The sequence below is a fragment of the Mesorhizobium qingshengii genome (assembly GCF_027563465.1).
GTDB lineage: Bacteria > Pseudomonadota > Alphaproteobacteria > Rhizobiales > Rhizobiaceae > Mesorhizobium > Mesorhizobium qingshengii_A.
Genome location: NZ_JAPFQA010000006.1, coordinates 120041 through 137068 on the forward strand (window position 1 = coordinate 120041; position 17028 = coordinate 137068).

General features: G+C 63.2%; 16 protein-coding genes and 1 other RNA gene. 8 read left to right on the plus strand and 9 right to left on the minus strand.

Going from position 1 to position 17028, the window contains the following annotated elements; translation table 11 throughout:
* Nucleotides 1-22: 22 nt before the first annotated feature.
* From OOJ09_RS15820 to OOJ09_RS15845, 6 genes are all read right to left on the minus strand, one after another.
* A complete protein-coding gene (locus OOJ09_RS15820) occupies nt 23-1654 on the minus strand; it encodes an ABC transporter ATP-binding protein (RefSeq protein ID WP_269906074.1) in 1632 nt (543 codons plus the stop codon).
* Nucleotides 1651-2796 carry an ABC transporter permease gene (locus OOJ09_RS15825; protein WP_269906075.1) on the minus strand — a complete coding sequence of 382 codons (1146 nt, stop codon included), beginning with the start codon at nt 2794-2796 and terminating at the stop codon, nt 1651-1653. Before OOJ09_RS15825 ends, OOJ09_RS15820 begins: the two co-directional genes overlap by 4 nt.
* The gene (locus OOJ09_RS15830; RefSeq protein ID WP_269906076.1) at nt 2796-3890 is read right to left on the minus strand and encodes a microcin C ABC transporter permease YejB; all 1095 of its coding nucleotides are present in this window, start codon (nt 3888-3890) and stop codon (nt 2796-2798) included. Before OOJ09_RS15830 ends, OOJ09_RS15825 begins: the two co-directional genes overlap by 1 nt.
* Nucleotides 3891-3920: 30 nt before the next feature.
* Entirely contained in the window at nt 3921-5789 is a 1869-nt protein-coding gene (locus OOJ09_RS15835) for an extracellular solute-binding protein (RefSeq protein WP_269906077.1), read from the minus strand.
* On the minus strand, nt 5789-7666 hold the full coding sequence (locus tag OOJ09_RS15840) for an extracellular solute-binding protein (protein ID WP_269906078.1): 1878 nt from the start codon (nt 7664-7666) through the stop codon (nt 5789-5791). The genes OOJ09_RS15835 and OOJ09_RS15840 overlap by 1 nt, the downstream gene beginning before the upstream one ends.
* Nucleotides 7667-7835: 169 nt before the next feature.
* Nucleotides 7836-8525 (minus strand): c-type cytochrome, encoded by a 690-nt coding sequence (locus tag OOJ09_RS15845; protein WP_269906079.1) that lies wholly within the window; start codon nt 8523-8525, stop codon nt 7836-7838.
* 192 nt (nt 8526-8717) lie between these two features.
* Here OOJ09_RS15845 and OOJ09_RS15850 point away from each other — a divergent pair, with 192 nt between their 5' ends.
* Together OOJ09_RS15850 and OOJ09_RS15855 are read left to right on the plus strand one after the other, a co-directional pair.
* Complete coding sequence (locus tag OOJ09_RS15850) at nt 8718-9446, plus strand: 3-deoxy-manno-octulosonate cytidylyltransferase (RefSeq protein ID WP_269906080.1); 729 nt, start codon at nt 8718-8720, stop codon at nt 9444-9446.
* Between the two features lie 45 nt (nt 9447-9491).
* On the plus strand, nt 9492-10355 hold the full coding sequence (locus tag OOJ09_RS15855) for a prephenate dehydratase (RefSeq protein WP_269906081.1): 864 nt from the start codon (nt 9492-9494) through the stop codon (nt 10353-10355).
* On the opposite strand, the gene OOJ09_RS15860 is transcribed toward OOJ09_RS15855, so the two are convergent.
* The 3 genes from OOJ09_RS15860 to OOJ09_RS15870 are packed head-to-tail and all read right to left on the minus strand — an operon-like array spanning nt 10352 to nt 12108.
* Nucleotides 10352-10657: a Dabb family protein gene (locus tag OOJ09_RS15860; RefSeq protein ID WP_256748981.1), complete on the minus strand. Its 306-nt coding sequence runs from the start codon at nt 10655-10657 to the stop codon at nt 10352-10354. The two genes, OOJ09_RS15855 and OOJ09_RS15860, sit on opposite strands and share 4 nt — an antisense overlap.
* A 37-nt stretch (nt 10658-10694) precedes the next feature.
* Nucleotides 10695-11636: an NAD(+) diphosphatase gene (gene nudC, locus OOJ09_RS15865; RefSeq protein WP_269906082.1), complete on the minus strand. Its 942-nt coding sequence runs from the start codon at nt 11634-11636 to the stop codon at nt 10695-10697.
* 52 nt (nt 11637-11688) lie between these two features.
* Nucleotides 11689-12108 (minus strand): HIT family protein, encoded by a 420-nt coding sequence (locus OOJ09_RS15870; RefSeq protein WP_269906083.1) that lies wholly within the window; start codon nt 12106-12108, stop codon nt 11689-11691.
* Nucleotides 12109-12262: 154 nt separating this feature from the next.
* Between OOJ09_RS15870 and ffs the strand changes: the two genes are divergently transcribed.
* From ffs to recR, 6 genes are all read left to right on the plus strand, one after another.
* An RNA gene (gene ffs, locus OOJ09_RS15875) (signal recognition particle sRNA small type) lies at nt 12263-12359 on the plus strand.
* Nucleotides 12360-12464: 105 nt separating this feature from the next.
* Complete coding sequence (locus tag OOJ09_RS15880) at nt 12465-14288, plus strand: DNA polymerase III subunit gamma/tau (protein WP_269906084.1); 1824 nt, start codon at nt 12465-12467, stop codon at nt 14286-14288.
* 30 nt (nt 14289-14318) lie between these two features.
* Nucleotides 14319-14642 (plus strand): YbaB/EbfC family nucleoid-associated protein, encoded by a 324-nt coding sequence (locus tag OOJ09_RS15885; RefSeq protein ID WP_269906085.1) that lies wholly within the window; start codon nt 14319-14321, stop codon nt 14640-14642.
* Between the two features lie 19 nt (nt 14643-14661).
* Nucleotides 14662-15069 (plus strand): hypothetical protein, encoded by a 408-nt coding sequence (locus tag OOJ09_RS15890; protein WP_269906086.1) that lies wholly within the window; start codon nt 14662-14664, stop codon nt 15067-15069.
* 257 nt (nt 15070-15326) lie between these two features.
* Entirely contained in the window at nt 15327-16322 is a 996-nt protein-coding gene (locus OOJ09_RS15895; RefSeq protein WP_269906087.1) for a cell wall hydrolase, read from the plus strand.
* Between the two features lie 89 nt (nt 16323-16411).
* Nucleotides 16412-17017 (plus strand): recombination mediator RecR, encoded by a 606-nt coding sequence (gene recR, locus OOJ09_RS15900; protein ID WP_269906088.1) that lies wholly within the window; start codon nt 16412-16414, stop codon nt 17015-17017.
* The last annotated feature ends 11 nt before the right edge of the window (nt 17018-17028 follow it).

Below are 17028 nucleotides of genomic sequence, written 5' to 3' on the forward strand. Positions count from 1 at the left end.
TTCTAGTCCCTCTTTACGCAAATCACTGGCTGACGATGCCGACCGGGGCCGTCTCTATCTTGAAGGCGGCCGAGATCAACGCCCGAGTATAGTCGGTTTGCGGATTTCCAAAAATCTGCTCTGAGGGGCCTGCTTCGACGATCTTGCCGTTGCGCATGACGATGACGTCATTGGCCAGCGCCCGGATGACCTTGAGGTCGTGGCTGATGAAGAGATAGGCGAGGTCGTGCTTGGCCTGCAGGCTGCGCAACAGGTCGACGACCTGTGCCTGCACGCTCATGTCGAGCGCCGACGTCGGCTCGTCCAGCATGACGAAGCGTGGGTTGAGCACCATGGCGCGGGCGATCGCGACACGCTGGCGCTGGCCGCCGGAAAACTCGTGCGGATAGCGGTTGCGCGTCGCCGGATCGAGGCCGACCTCGTTCAGCACGGCGGCTACTTTGTCGTCGCGCTGGTCGGGCGACAGCTTCGGTTCATGGATCTTGAGGCCTTCCTCGATAATCTCGGCGATCGACATGCGCGGGCTGAGCGAGCCGAACGGGTCCTGGAAGACGATCTGCAACTCGCGCCTGAGCGGCCGCATGGCGTTGAAGGACAATTGGTTGATGTCGTGCCCGTTGAACTGGATGGTCCCGGTCGACGAGATCATGCGCGCCAGCGCCAGGCCGAGCGTCGTCTTGCCCGAGCCGGACTCGCCGACCACCCCGAGCGTCTGGCCGGCACGCACGGTGACATCGATGCCGTCGACCGCCTTCACATTGTCGACCGTGCGGCGGAAGAAGCCCTGCTTGATCGGAAACCAGACCTTGATGTCCTTGCCCGTCATCACCGGCTTGGCGGCGGCATTGGCCGCCGGCGGCTTGCCCTTCGGCTCCGCCGCCAGCAGATGCCGCGTGTAGGCGTGCCGCGGATTGGCGAAGATCTCCTTGGTCGGTCCGGTCTCGACGATCTTGCCCTTGGTCATCACGCAGACCCGGTCGGCAATCTTGCGCACGATGCCGAGATCGTGGGTGATGAACAGCATCGACATGCCCTTGCGGCTTTTCAAGCCGGCCAGCAGTTCGAGGATCTGCGCCTGCACGGTGACGTCGAGCGCCGTCGTCGGCTCGTCGGCGATCAGCAGTTCGGGTTCGTTGGCCAGCGCCATGGCGATCATGACGCGCTGGCGCTGACCGCCGGACAGCTGGTGCGGATAGGCATCGAGCCGCTTCTGCGGATCGCGAATGCCGACCTCGTTGAGCAGTTCCAGCGTACGCGCCTTGGCCGCGCGGTCGGCCATGCCCTGATGCAGCTTCAGGATCTCGACGATTTGATGCTCGATCGTGTGCAGCGGATTGAGCGAGGTCATCGGCTCCTGGAAGATCATGGTGATCTTGTTGCCGCGCACCTGCCGCAACTGCTTCTCGCTCATCGCAAGCAGGTCAGCGCCCCGGAACAGGATTTTTCCCGATGGGTGGCTGGCGCTCGGATAGGGCAAGAGCTTCAGCACCGACAGTGCCGACACCGATTTGCCGGAGCCGGATTCGCCGACGAGCGCCACTGTCTCGCCCCTGGCGATGTCGAAGGAGATGTGGTCGACCGCCATCGACTGGCCGCCGCCCTGGCCGAAGGCGACGCTGAGGTCTTGTACGCTGAGCAGGGGCGCCTCGCTCATCGGAACGTCTTGCGCGGATCGAAGGCGTCGCGCGTCGCCTCGCCGACGAAAACCAGCAGCGACAGCATCAGCGAAATGACGACGAAACCGGAAATGCCGAGCCACGGCGCGTTGAGGTTGCGCTGCGCCTGCTTGAGCAGCTCGCCGAGCGAGGCGGAGCCGGGCGGCAGGCCAAAGCCGAGATAGTCGAGCGAGGTCAGCGTCGAGATCGAGCCGCTGAGCAGGAACGGCAGGAAGGTCAATGTCGCCACCATGGCGTTGGGCAGGAGGTGCCGGAACATGATGGTCAGGTTGGGCACGCCGAGCGAGCGGGCCGCGTTGACATACTCGAAGTTACGGGCGCGCAGGAATTCGGCCCGCACCACGCCGACCAGCGCCACCCAGGAGAACAGAAGCATCAGCCCGAGCAGGATGAAGAAGCCCGGCGGCAGGATGGCGGCGACGATGAGCAGGAGATAGAGCACCGGGATCGCCGACCAGATTTCGATGAAGCGCTGGAACAGCAGATCGGTCCAGCCGCCGAAATAGCCTTGCAGGGCGCCTGCCGCGACGCCGATCAATGCCGAGCCGGCGGTCAGGATCAGGCCGAACAGCACCGAAATGCGGAAGCCGTAGATGACGCGCGCCAGCACGTCGCGTGCCTGGTCGTCGGTGCCAAGCCAGTTCCAATTGCCGACGATGCAGGCCGGGTCGGCCGCGCCTTGCGGGTACTGGCTGCAGCGTGTCTTGGCGTCGTACTCCCAGGACGGCTTGGCGGGCGCGGCTTCCGGAATGGCGTTGTTGACGGTCTGGTAGGAGTAGCGCACCGGCGGCCAGATCATCCAGCCATTGGCGTTGATCTCGTCCTGGATCACCGGGTCGCGATAGTCGGTGACGGCATAGAAGCCGCCGAACTTTTCCTCGGGGTAGGCGACCAGCACCGGAAACAGGATCTCGCCCTTGTAGGAAGCGATGATCGGCTTGTCGTTGGCGATGAATTCGGCAAACAGCGACAGCACGAACAGGACGAGGAAGATCCACAGCGACCAGAAACCGCGCCGGTTGGCCTTGAAATTCTGCAGGCGGCGCTTGTTGAGCGGCGACAGGAAGGGCCGCTTGATCCGCGCGGGCGCCGTCTCCGCACTGGCGCTGGCCTCCGACATCAGACGTCTCTCCGCTCGAAATCGATGCGCGGATCGACCCAGGTGTAGAGCAGGTCGGACAGCAATCCGACGAACAGGCCGAGAAGCGAGAAGATGTAGAGATTGGCGAACACCACGGGATAGTCGCGTTCGACCACCGACCTGAAACCGAGCAGGCCGAGGCCATCGAGCGAAAAGATGTTCTCGATCAGCAGCGAGCCGGTGAAGAAGGCCGAGATGAAGGCGCCCGGAAAACCGGCGATGACGATCAGCATGGCGTTGCGGAAGACGTGGCCGTAGAGCACCTGCCGTTCCGACAGGCCCTTGGCGCGCGCGGTCACCACATACTGCTTGCGGATCTCTTCCAGGAACGAGTTCTTGGTCAACAGCGTCGTGGTGGCGAAGGCCGACAGCACCAGCGCCGTCAGCGGCAAGGTCATGTGCCAGAAATAGTCGACGATCTTGCCCCACCAGGACAGCTGATCCCAATTGTCGGAGGTCAGGCCGCGCAGCGGAAACCAGTCCCAGAAGGATCCGCCGGCAAACAGCACCATCAGCAGGATGCCGAACAGGAAGCCTGGAATGGCATAGCCGATAATGACGACGCCGCTGGTCCAGACGTCGAACGGACTGCCATCCTTGACCGCCTTGCGGATGCCGAGCGGGATCGAGATCATGTAGGAGAGAAGCGTGATCCAAAGCCCGATCGAAATCGACACCGGCATTTTTTCCCGGATCAGGTCGAGCACCGAGATGTCGCGGAAATAGCTGTCGCCGAAATCGAAGCGGGCGTAGTTCCACAGCATCATGCCAAACCGCTCGAGCGGTGGCTTGTCGAAGCCGAACTGCTTTTCCAGCTTCTTGATGAATTCCGGATCGAGGCCCTGCGCGCCGCGATATTTCGAACCGACGTCGCCGGCGACATCCAAATTGCCACCGCCCACGTCGCCACCGCCGCCGCCGAGGCGATCGCTGCCGCCCTGGTTGGTCAGTTTGGCGATGACCTGCTCGACCGGACCGCCGGGTGCGAACTGGATGACGGCGAAGGATATCGCCATGATGCCGAACAGGGTCGGGATCATCAGAAGGATGCGGCGCAGGATATAGGCGCCCATCAGGCTTTCTGCCCTCGTTGGACTGATATCTCAGCCTTTGCCAATTTTTGCCGCCTTGCCCTTATCGAACCACCACAGCGCCTCGACCGGAAAGCCGAAATCGGGCTTCTGTTCGGGAAAGCCGAACATGTCCCAATAGGCGCTTCGGTGATTCGCCAGGAACCAACTAGGAATCCAATCGCGCCGCGCGCGCAAGACCCGGTCGAGCGCCCGCATCGTCACGGTCAGGGTTTCACGATCCTTTGCGGCGCCCACGGCATCGATCAGCGTGTCGATCGCCGGGTCTGCGACACCCGGCAAATTGCGCGAGCCGGAGACGTTGGCGGTGCTCGAGTGGAAGAAGACTTCGAGATCGTCGCGCGTCGGCGTCGCGCTGAACGAGAAGGCGGCCGACAGCAGATCGAAATCGAACGTCGCTTGTCTGGACTGGTATTGCGCCGAATCCACCAGTCGGATGGTGGCATCGATGCCGATCGCCTTCATGTTGGCGACCCAGGGCGAATAGATCTGCACAAAGGTGTCGTCATCGACCATGAACTCGGCCGAGAGTCTGCTGCCCTTGTCGTTGACGACAAAGTCGCCCGACCGTTTCCAGCCCGCGGCGCCAAGAAGCTTTGCCGCCTGGCCAAGCAGTTTGCGGTCGCGGCCGGAGCCGTCGGATGCGGGCTGCGCCACGGCCTCGCCGAAGACTTCCGCCGGAAGCTGGCTGCGCAGCGGTTCCAGCAGGGCCAGTTCTGCCGGCGAAGGCGGCCCTTCGGCGCGGAAGGCCGATTTCTCGAAGCAGGATTGCGAGCGTTCGTAGGAGCCGTAGAAGAAATTGCGACGCGTCCATTCGAAGTCGAAGCACAGTGCGATCGCCTGCCGCACCCGCGCGTCGCGAAACTGTTCGCGCCGTTGATTGACCGCGGTCCCCTGCATGGCGGGTTTCTTTTCGGCCGGAAATTCGTGCTTGATCACCTTGCCGGCGGTCAATGCGGGGAAGTCGTAGGCCGTGGCCCAGACGCGCGAGGTGAATTCTTCGCGATAGGTGATCTCGCCCTTCTTGAAGGCTTCGAAGCCGGCCGTGCGGTTCTGATAGAACTCGATGCGGATGCGATCGAAATTCTGCTGGCCGCGATTGACCGGGAGGTCGCGTCCCCAATAGTCCGCCACACGCTCATACTCGATCCATGCGCCGGCCGAGAAGCTCCCGACCTTGTAGGCGCCGGAGCCAAGTGGCGGGTTCAATTGCGAACTGTCGAACGGGTTTGCCGTGTAGAAAGCCTTCGACAGGATCGGGAACTGCACGATGTTGAGAACGGTGCGGGCGGATTGCTTGCCGGAAAAAGTCAGCCGCAGCGTGCGGTCGTCGACGGCGACGGCGTCGACCATATGCGTCAGCGACAGCGACAGGTCGGGGTGGCCCTTGTCCTTGTAGAGCTTGAAGGTGAAGGCGGCGTCTTGTGCCGTCAGCGGCGTACCGTCGTGGAAGCGGGCCTGCGGGCGAAGCGAGAACGTGAAGCCGTTGCGGTCGTCCGACAGCGTCACTCCGTCGGCGATCTCGCCATAGACGGCGTCCGGCTCGTCGAGCGCCGACACCATCAGCGCATCGAAGCACATCTCCATGCGCGGCGGCGCATCGCCCTTGTTGGCGAAGGAATTGAGCGTGTTGAAGGTCTGCGTGTCCTGGTTGTAGCCCCAGTTCGGTGGGGCGAAATTGAAAATGCCGCCAGTCGGTGCGTCGACGTTGACATAGTCGAAATGTGTGAAATCCGGTTTGTATTTGAGGTCGCCGAAGGCAGACAGGCCGTGCAGCTTGGTGCCGGTCGCGATGTTGGCGAAGGCCCGGCCGGGCAAAAGAGCGGCGGCCGCGGCCGCGCCGCCCAATGCCAGGAAGTCGCGGCGGGGCAGGGCCGCCATCAATTGCCGCCCTTGTATTTGGCCGCCAGCGCCTTCTCCTTGTCGGGGTCGATCCACCAGGAGTCGATATCGGCACCGACATAAGCAGGCTGCTTGTCGGGGAAGCCGAACTTGTTCCAATAGGCCAGCCAGACCGCGGACCGGTGATATTGTGGCAGGACGTAGAAGTTCCACAGCAGGACGCGGTCGAGCGCGTGGGTGGCGGCGACAAGGTCATCGCGGTCGGTGGCGAAGATGATGCGGTCGACCAGCGCGTCGACGATCGGGTCCTTGATGCCCATCAGATTGCGCGAACCTGGCGCATCAGCGGCCTTCGAGCTCCAGAAATCGCGTTGCTCATTGCCGGGCGAATCCGATTGGCCGAACAGGCCCGTGACGACATCGAAATCGAAATTGTTGACGCGGTTGATATACTGGGTCTGGTCGATGATGCGCAAAGTGGCAGCGACACCGATCTTGCGCAGATTGGCGATGTAGGGACTGGCGATCACCTGATCGGTGTCGTTCCAGCCGAGGATCTCGAACTTGAACGGCGCGCCGGTCTTGGCATTGACCATCTTGCCACCTTTGATGACCCATCCGGCCTTGGCGAAAAGATCGACCGCCTGCTTGAGGTACTTCCGTTCCGCTTGCGGCGAATCGTAGACGGGCAGCTTGAATTCCTGGGTGAAGAGTTCGGGCGGCAGCTTGTCGCGGTACTTTTCCAGGATCTCCAGTTCCTTGCCTTGCGGCAATCCGCTCGACGCCAGGTTCGTGCCCTGGAAGTAGCTTGATGTGCGGGTGTTGAAGCCGAAGAACAGGGTGCGGTTCATGCTCTCGAAATCGAACGGGATGGTCAGCGCCTCCCGCACCAGGCGGTCCTGGAACAGCGGCCGCCGCTGGTTGAGGACGAAGCCCTGCATCGGTTCTGGCGACTGGGTCTGGAAGTCCTTCTTGATGACGTCGCCAGTCTGGAATGCCGGGAAATTATAGGCTGTCGCCCATTTGCGCGAGCTGTACTCCCGGTGGATGTCTTCAAGCCCACCCTTGGTGAAGGCCAGCCAGGCGGCATTGTCATCGAGGATATAGGTGTAGCGCCGCCTGTCGAAATTCTCGCGACCGATCTTTACCGGCAGCTTGGCCGCCCAGTAGTCCGGCACGCGTTGCCAGATGATTTCCGAGCCCGGCTTGAAGCTGGCGATCTTGTAGGCGGCCGAGCCGAGCGGAATTTCCAGCGTCGGCTTGGTGACGTCACGCTTTTTGCCGCTGGCATCGGTGCCTTCCCACCAGTGTTTCGGCAGCACGGCGAGATCGCCGATGATCTTGGGCAGTTCGCGGTTGCCCTTCTGGCCGAAATGGAACTCGACCTCGCGGTCGGAGACCGCCACCGCGTCGGTGACATTCTCGAAATAGCGGCTGTATTGCGGGCTGTTGGCCTTCAGCACCTGAAACGACCAGATCACGTCATCGACGGTGATCGGCTGGCCGTCGTGCCATTTCGCGCGCGGGTCGAGCCGGTAGGTCGCCGAGGAATAGTCGGCCGGATATTTGTAGGCATCGGCGATCAGCGGATGGCTGGTGCTGCCTTCGTCCGTGGCCTGCTCCATCAGCGTGTCGTAGAGCAGGCCACCGCCGAACCCGACAAGGCCCGCCGCCGGCGATCCCTGGACGACATAGGGGTTGAAGCTGTCGAAGGTGCCGAGCACCACCGAATTCAGCGTGCCACCCTTGGGCGCATCAGGGTTGACGTAGTCGTAGTGCTGGAAGTTGTCGCCGTATTTGGACTCGCCGATCAGCGATGAGGTGGTGCGCCATTCGTCGGCACGGGTGGTCTGCAGTCCCGCCGCCAGAAGGGCCGCCGCCAGCAACGACTTGAGAAGCGTTCGGCCAACCGTCATGCACTATCCTCTTCGCGATGCCTGTCCCGGATCAGTCCAGAAAGGCAATCTAGATGATTTGGCGCTCGTGAAAACCGCCATGGGCGGCTTTGTCGCCGTATATGCCTCTTTCCTAACGAAAAAGCCGGGCTGAACCCGGCTTTTTCAAGGTCGTCGAAATCACATCTGTTTATTGGGCGGGCGCCGGTGCCGGTGCGGCCGGAGCCGGTGCAGCGGGAGCCGGTGCGGCGGGAGCGGCTGGCGCCGCCGGCTTTGCCGGGGCGGCTGCATCAGCCGGCTTGGCGGGCGCCGTTGCGTCGGCGGCGGCTCCTGGCGCCGGCAGCGGCTTGGGATTGTCCGAAAGCGTACGCAGATAGGCGATGACGTTGGCGCGGTCCTCGTCCTTGGGCAGGCCGGCGAAGCCCATGGCCGTGCCTTTCACGAATTTCTTCGGCGAGGTGATGAAGTGGTTGATGTTGTCGTAGGTCCACTTCTCGGCACCGCCCTTCGAGAATTCCTTCATGCCGGCCGAATAGGCGAAGCCTGCATGTTCGGCGACGGGGCGGTCGACGAGATCCCACAGATCGGGGCCGACCTTGTTCGGGCCGCCCTTTTCACCGGAATGGCAGGCCTGGCATTTCTTGAAGACGGCCGCGCCCGCTTCGACATTGGCGGTCGCCAGCAGGTCGGCGATCGGCTTGGCTTCGGCAGCCGGAGCGGCCGGGCCGCCTTCGGCCGGCTCGGCGGCTTCGATGGCAAAGCCGGGCTTTTCCGGGGGCGGCGAGGCAAACAGCGCATTGGATACAAGGCCGACCGAGAAGACCACGAAAACGGTTCCGAGCAATCCGGCGAGCAGCTTGTTGACTTCGTTGGAATCCATACGCCCCTTGCTCCCTTTTCCGGCGGACAGAACCGTCCACTCCGTCCGTCGGTATCGAGACCTGCCCTCCAGAGCCGGTCAAATCGGGCGGAAACTAGGTCTTTTGCTCGGGCGTTGCAACACCTATAAGGGCGCTTCCAGTGAGACCTTTTGCCACTTTTCCCTTCCTCTCCGAGACGCCCCGCACTTACGATGTCCACGTTGATCCTGATCCCGGCCCGCATGGCCTCGACGCGCCTGCCGGGCAAGCCGCTGGCTGACATCGCCGGCGCGCCGATGATCGTCCATGTCGCCCGCCGCGCCGCCGAGGCCGGCCTCGGCCGGGTGGTGGTGGCGACCGACACGCAAAGCGTGGCGGAAGCGGTGCGCGCGCATGGCTTCGAGGCCGTGATGACGCGCATGGACCACGAATCGGGTTCCGACCGCATCTTCGAAGCGCTGACGATCCTCGATCCCGCAAAAAAGGTCGAAACGATCGTCAACGTGCAGGGCGACCTCCCGACCATCGATCCCGATATAATCGGCGCTTCGCTCAGGCCTTTCGAGAACGCGGCCGTGGACATCGCCACGCTCGGCGTAGAGATCGTCCGCGACGAGGAGAAGACCAACCCGAACGTCGTCAAGATCGTCGGTTCGCCGCTCTCCGGCACGCGGCTGAGGGCGCTTTATTTCACCCGCGCCACCGCGCCATGGGGCGAAGGGCCGCTCTACCATCATGTAGGCCTCTATGCCTACCGCCGCGCCGCGCTCGAACGCTTCGTCGCGCTGAAGCCGTCGCAGCTCGAACGCCGCGAGCGGCTGGAACAACTGCGGGCGCTGGAAGCCGGCATGCGCATCGATGCCGAGATCGTGCGTTCGCTGCCGCTCGGCGTCGACACACCCGAAGACCTAGAACGCGCCAGAACCATCCTTTCGACCTGAGAAATCCCTTCGAACCCGAGATCCCCTTGAATCGAGACTTGGCCCATGCCTGAAAAGACCAACAGAATATCGTTCCAGGGCGAGCCGGGCGCCAATTCCGACACCGCCTCCCGCAACGTCTATCCCTCGATGGTGCCGTTGCCATGCCCGACCTTCGAGGATGCGTTCAATGCCGTCGAGACGGGCAAGGCCGATCTCGCCATGATCCCGATCGAGAACACCATTGCCGGGCGCGTCGCCGACATCCATCACCTTTTGCCGGAATCGAAGCTGCACATCGTCGGCGAGTACTTCCTGCCGATCCATTTCCAGCTGATGGTGCTGCCGGGAGTCAGGCGCGACGAGATCAAGACCGTGCACAGCCACATCCACGCGCTTGGCCAGTGCCGCAAATACATCCGCAAGAACGGCTGGAAGGCGATCGTCGCAGGCGACACGGCTGGTGCCGCCAAGCTGGTCTCCGAGGTCAAGGACCGCACGATGGCCGCTCTGGCGCCGGCACTGGCCGCGACGCTCTACGGGCTCGACATCATCGAGGAGAATGTCGAGGACACCGACAGCAACGTCACCCGCTTCGTCGTTCTGACCAAGAACAAGCAGTGGGCCGAACGCCCCTCGGCCGACGCCAAGATGATGACGACCTTCATCTTCCGCGTCCGCAACGTGCCGGCCGCGCTCTACAAGGCGATGGGCGGCTTCGCCACCAACGGCATCAACATGACCAAGCTGGAGAGCTACCAGCTGGGAGCTTTCACCGCGACGCTGTTTTACGCCGACATCGAGGGCCACCCCGACGATCCGCTGGTCAAGCTGGCGCTGGACGAGCTTCGCTTCTTCTCGCGCGAGGTGCGCATCCTTGGCGTCTATCCGGCCAGCGAGTCGCGTGAGCAGTGGAAGGTGGCGGACTAAATCACCGCGCCGAGCGGCACATAGTCGATTTCGAGAAATTTCTCGACTTCCGGAATCCAGCGATCGCGCACGAAGGCGACGTGGTCGGGATGGTCGTTGTACCTCGTATAGGCGGCCTGGTCGGCGAACTCCATCGAGAAGCCGAACTGATAGTCGTTCTTGGGGCTGACCTGCCGCAACTGTTCGAAATGCGTGACGCCCCGGATCGCCGAGAGGATTTTCCTGGCGTCGACGAGAAACCGCTTTTCCTCCAGCGAGTGTGGCGCATGCTTCAGCGTGAAGACGACGGTGTGACGGATCATTTGTCTCTCCTGGAATGTCTTTCAGTATTCGCGGGCATTATTCGGCATCGACCCAGGCGCGGATAAGATGGTGCGCGATGGCGCCTTTCGGCGGCGTGATCAGATTGCCGGGATGCTCCCTGGCAAGCATCAGGCGCACTTCGTCGCGGGCAAACCAGCGGCAGTCTTCCAACTCGTTGAGGTCGGCCTGGATGTCTTCATTGAGCGGTTCGCCGAAGCAGCCGATCATCAGCGAATAGGGAAACGGCCAGGGCTGGCTGGCATGGTAAACGACACGGCCCAGCCTTATGCCGGCCTCCTCCAGCGTTTCGCGGCGCACCGCCGCCTCGATCGTTTCGCCCGGCTCGATGAAACCGGCAAGGGCCGAGTACATGCCCGGCGCGAAGTGCCGGCCGCGCCCAAGCAGGCATTTTTCCCGCGTCGTCGTCAGCATGATCGCCACCGGATCGGTGCGCGGAAAATGCTCGGTGCCGCAATTCGGGCAATGCCGCTTGTAGCCGCCCGCCCGCATCTGCGATTCGGTACCGCACTTGCTGCAGAAACGATGGCTTGCATGCCAGGCGAGCAGGGCGGCACCCTGCGCCATCGCGCCGGCGGCCTCTTCATCGATCAGCCCTTGCATGTAGACCGAGCGGTAATCGATCGCCTTGATGGTTTCGGGCAGCTGTTCGGCATCGACGCCGGCCGGCACGGCCAGCACGGGTCCTCGTTCGGAAAAGCCGAGCAGGACGCCGTCGGCAAGGGAAATCTTGAAGGGCTGGCTATCGGCGGCGCCGAACCATGGGTCGAGACTGCTGTTGCCGAGCTTCAGGTAGAGCCGGCCGCCATTCATCAAAAGCAGCCGCGTCGTCGGATCGGCCAGAGCCTGGTCGACCGAATCGTCGGCGCGGTTCTCGGACTGCCGGTCGATCGTGTTGCCGGCGAAGCCGACGAACTGGCTCGGCTCGCGCAAGGGCGCGTCAAACAGGCGGAAGCTCATGCGGACTCTGGTGTTTGGGATGGACATGTTTTGGGATGAACACAGGGAAGGCTTATAGCGCCGCCCTTATCGTTTCGGCAAACCGGCGCAGATCGGAACGCTTGTAGGGCTCGCGCAGGCCGTGCCCCCACACCGGGCCGGGCCAGCCGGGATCGCCTTCCGAGCGTGCGATGACGTGGATGTGCAACTGGCGCACGATGTTGCCGAGCGCGCCGGTGTTGATCTTGGTGCAGCCGCTCGCCTTCTTCAGCGCTTGCGCCACCATATTGGTCTCGAAGGTCAGCATTGCCTGGTCGAGCGGCGTCATGTCGTGGATTTCCTCCGCGCCAGGCCGCTGCGGCACAAGTAGCAGCCATGGCCAGCGGCGGTCGTTCATCACCCGCAATTCGCACAGCCCAAGCCACATCAACTGCTCGCTGTCTGCCTCCAGCCGGGCATCCAGCGTGAATCCGGCCTTCAGGCCCGGCAGCATCGGCGTTTCCCTTGCATTTCGTGTTTTTTCGAACTCATAAACGCTAGAGCGGCGGCACAGGGGCTGCAAGCGAATCATTATGCCCCTCACGGTTTGGTGTGCCAATTCTCGTGCGCACTTGCATTTCATCGCCGAATTGCCGATATGGGAAGCGGGAGGTTGGTGGTGGACGATCCACTCGCCAACCGGGTCAGGTCCGGAAGGAAGCAGCCCTAACGAGCCCGGAACGGGTCATTGTTCCAGCCTCCCACCTCAACGGCCCCTCTCGCGACATTGACGACGCATTGCAGCGCGAGCGAGACTATGCGCAGGAGTCGGCCGCCTTCGGGCGCGGCCATTTGGAGCTTTACGGGCGAATGAGCGAAGCCGGAAATTCGGGGCCACAAAGCCTGGAGAATGGCAAGGCCGCCGCCTATCGCGTGCTGGCGCGCAAATACCGTCCTTCGAACTTCTCCGAACTGGTCGGCCAGGAGCCGATGGTGCGCACCCTTACCAACGCCTTCGCCACCGGCCGCATAGCCCAAGCGTGGATGCTGACTGGCGTGCGCGGTGTCGGCAAGACCACGACGGCGCGCATACTCGCGCGGGCCCTGAATTATAAAACCGCCGATATGGACCAGCCTTCGGTCGACCTTGCCGTGCTCGGCGAGCATTGCCAGGCAATCATGGAAGGCCGCCATGTCGACGTCATCGAGATGGATGCCGCCTCGCACACCGGCATCGACGACATCAGGGATATCATCGAGCGCGTGCGCTACGCACCGGTCTCGGCGCGCTACAAGGTCTACATCATCGACGAAGTGCACATGCTTTCCACGCAGGCCTTCAACGGCCTGCTGAAGACGCTGGAAGAGCCGCCGCCGCACGTCAAGTTCATCTTCGCCACCACCGAGATCCGCAAGGTTCCGATCACCGTCCTGTCGCGCTGCCAGCGCTTTGACCTGAGGCGCATCGATGCCGGTGCGCTGGTCGCCCACCTCTCCTCGATTTCGGCCAAGGAAGGCATTTCGGTCGACGACGACGCGCTGGCGATGATCGCGCGCGCGGCCGAAGGCTCGGCCCGTGATTCGCTCTCCATCCTCGACCAGGCGATCGCGCACGGCGCCGGCTCCGTCAGTGCCGATGCCGTACGGGCGATGCTGGGGCTTGCCGATCGCGCCCGCATCGTCGACCTGTTCGAACATGTGATGAAGGGCGACGTGGCGGCGGCATTGGCCGAATTCCGCACGCAATACGACACTGGCGCCGATCCGGCCGCCGTGCTGACCGATCTCGCCGAGTTCAACCACCTCGTCACCCGGCTGCGTTTCGTGCCGACGGCAATCGAGGATGCTTCGCTGTCCGAGGGCGAGCGGCAGCGCGGCGCCGATTTCGCCAGGACGCTGTCGGTCAGGGTGTTGTCGCGGACATGGCAGATGCTGCTCAAGGGCATCCCCGAGGTGCAGTCTTCCAACCGGCCGGTCAGTGCCGCCGAGATGGTGTTGATCCGGCTGGCGCATGCCGCCGACCTGCCGACGCTGGACGAGGCGCTGAGATCGCTTGACGGCACGGCACCGGTTCAAAATGGCGCGACGCGGCCGAATGGAGCGCCGGCACCTTCCGGTAATGGCAATGGCGCCAGCGCCAGCGCGGTGGCGCAGACGCGCATGCCTGCCGGACCGGGCGGTGCGCAGACCATGCGGCTGGTCGAGGCCGCGCCTGCTCCCGTCGCCTTCGTCGCGCCCCCGCAACCGGTGCTGGAGACGCAGCAGGTACCGCTGAAATCGCTGGCCGACATCGTTGCCCTTGCCGATGCGCAGCGTGACATCGCCTTCAAGGTGTTGGTCAAGAGCTGCATCCGTCTCGTACGTATCGAGCCCGGCCGTATCGATGTCGGCTTGACCAGCGACGCGCCCAAGATGCTGCTCAACGACCTGACGACAAAGTTGCGCGCCTGGACCGGGCGCAGCTGGCTGGTCTCGCTGTCGAAGGAGGAGGGCGGCCAGACCCTCGCCGAAATGGAATCGACCAAGCGCGAGAATGCCTTCCTCGATGCCAAGAGCGACCCGACCGTCGCCGCCATCCTGGCGCGCTTTCCCGGTGCGAAAGTCATCGACGTGCGCATTCCCGACGCGCCGGAAGCCGAGACGGCTGAAGCCGACGTGCCGGTCGAACCGCCGACGGACGACGACGAGACCTGATCCCAGCAAGTATTCGCAAAGGACCCGACCATGAAAGATCTTCTCGGCCTGATGGGCAAGGCGAAGGAAATGCAGGCCAAGTTCCAGGCCATGCAGGACGAGATCGCCACGCTGGAAGCATCCGGCCAGGCCGGCGGCGGCCTGGTTAACGTGACGCTGACCGGAAAATTCGAGTTGAAGTCGCTGAAGATCGACCCGTCCTTGTTCAAGGAGGACGACGTCGAGATCCTGGAGGACCTGATTCTTGCCGCCCACAATGACGCCAAGACCAAGGTCGAGCAGATCATGCAGGAAAAGACCAAGGCGCTGACTGCCGGGCTGCCGATCCCGCCAGGAATGAAACTGCCCTTCTAGCGTTCAGTGGCGGCACGCCATGACCGAAGAGCCGTCCGAGAGACTGATCGAGCAGCGTATCCGCAACCGGATCTACGAGATTCTGGAAATCCTGGCCGATTGCGATGCGGGCGTCGATCTCGTCGGCATCAAGGGTTATTTCGATCTGTTCGAGGATTTCGTGCATCGCCCCGCGATCGAGGCCGGCACGTCGGCGCTTTCGAGGGACGAACGCGTCATCGTGCTGGAGATCGCTGAATTCCTCGAGGCGGCCTGCGAGACAAATGCGGACTTCACCAAGGCTGAGTTCATCGAAAGCGACTGGCCGGGAAAGATCGCCCCAACGGCCAGGAACGCGCGGGAATTGTTCCTCCACAGAGGGCTGTTTTCCGAGAAAGTCGAAGAGGTCGAGCCTGGCCAGCCGGCCGTGATGCCGGCCGCGCGATAAAGCAATTCCGGGAAAAGTGTGAACGGTTTTCCCGGGAAAAGCGCATAGCGCTTGCCCTTGGGAATTGCGTCAAGACAAAGAGATTGAGCGGTTCAGCGGTTCCGTGAAACGCTGAACCGCTCAGCCGGGAAAAACCATGCATTTGTGCCCATTTGGCAACAGTGCCTCATTAATAACGTTTTAGCCATCATTTTGCCTGAAAGTGTCTCATTCTTGCCGCAGCCTGGGGGCGGGCATCGAAGTGAGAGGGTTACCTGTTGATTGCCACGCGATGGAAGACGCCGCTGTTGCTCGGCGTCGTTACGTCTCCCCTGTTCTTGGCCGCTTGCAGTCAGACCACTTCGCACGGCATGTCCGTGGCAAGCCTGACTGACGCCATAACGCCGAGTTTCCTGAGCTCGAAGGCCTACAGCCACACGCCGAAGGACAAGGAATGCCTGGAGAGGGCGATGTTCTTCGAGTCCAACCGGTCGAGCCGCGACGGCATGATCGCGGTCGGCACGGTGGTGATGAATCGGCTGCGCTCCGGCAACCACGGCAGCACCATCTGCGAGGTGGTGGGCGAGCACGGGCAGTTCGCGCCGGGCGTCATGACCCGGCCAATGAATTCGCGGGCGATGCCCGATGTCGAGGAAGCCGCCGACGCAGTGCTCAAGGGCGAGCGCAAGGCCAAGCTCAAGAACACGATGTATTTCCACACCGCCGGGCTGCGGTTCCCCTACAAGAACATGCACTACACCATGGTTGCCGGCGGCAATGCCTTCTACGAGAAGCGCGGCCGCAACTGGCAGCCGCTGCCGGACGAGCCGACGGTCGCCATCGCCTCGGCCGAAACGCCAGCCCCTGTTCCGGCCGTGCTTGTCGCTTCCGCGGACCCGGCGCGTCCGGCCAAGACGTCTGTCCGTACCGCTCCGGCGCAACAGGCCTTTATGACTGCCTCGGTCGAACCGGCACATCAGCCCAAGACGGCGACCGCCCGCACCGCCCCTGCCCAGCAGGCCTATGTGACCGCATCCGCGGCGCCGACGGCAAAGTCGGCGCGCGTCTCGGCCAAGCCGATAGTGGTGGCGATGCAGGAGCCGATGGAAGAACCGGATGCCGCCCGTTTTGGCGGAACGTTGACCAAAAGGGTCATCAGCTCGGTCCAGAACGCGCCGCAGGAGGCGTCGATGGGATTCCAGTCGACGCCGGACGACACCGACGCCATCGGCGCGATGATCGTCAGCCAGACCCGGCCGCTCGAAGCCAACTGATCCGCACCCCAGGGTCCGCCAGGGCGATATGGCGGGTCTTGCCGACTCTGGATGTTCCAAAGCGCTCTGAAAAATCCTAGATCAGAGCGATGTCCAAGCGAATCGCCGGTCCCGAGATCGAACGCCTGATCCAGCTCCTGGCCAAGGTACCGGGGTTGGGTCCCCGTTCGGCCAGGCGCGCCGCACTTCATCTGATCAAGAAGAAGGAGCAGCTCTTGTCGCCGCTCGCCGCCGCCATGGGCGAGGCGGCCGAAAAGGTGCGCATCTGCTCCACCTGCGGCAATGTCGATACGGCGGACCCTTGCATGATCTGCACCGATCCGCGCCGTGACGCGGCTACCATCATCGTCGTCGAGGACGTCTCCGACCTTTGGGCGCTCGAACGGGCGGCGGCGATGAATGTGCGCTACCACGTGCTCGGCGGCACGCTGTCGCCGCTCGACGGCATCGGCCCCGACCAGCTCAACATCCGTTCGCTGATCGACCGCGTCGCCGGTGGCGAGGTCAAGGAGGTCATCATCGCCGTCAACGCGACGGTGGAGGGCCAGACGACCGCGCACTACCTTACCGACCAGCTGTCCGGCTTCGACATCAAGGTCACTCGTCTCGCGCATGGCGTGCCGGTTGGTGGTGAACTCGACTATCTCGACGAGGGCACGCTGGCGGCGGCGCTGCGCTCGCGGACGGCGTTTTGACGCAATTGGCG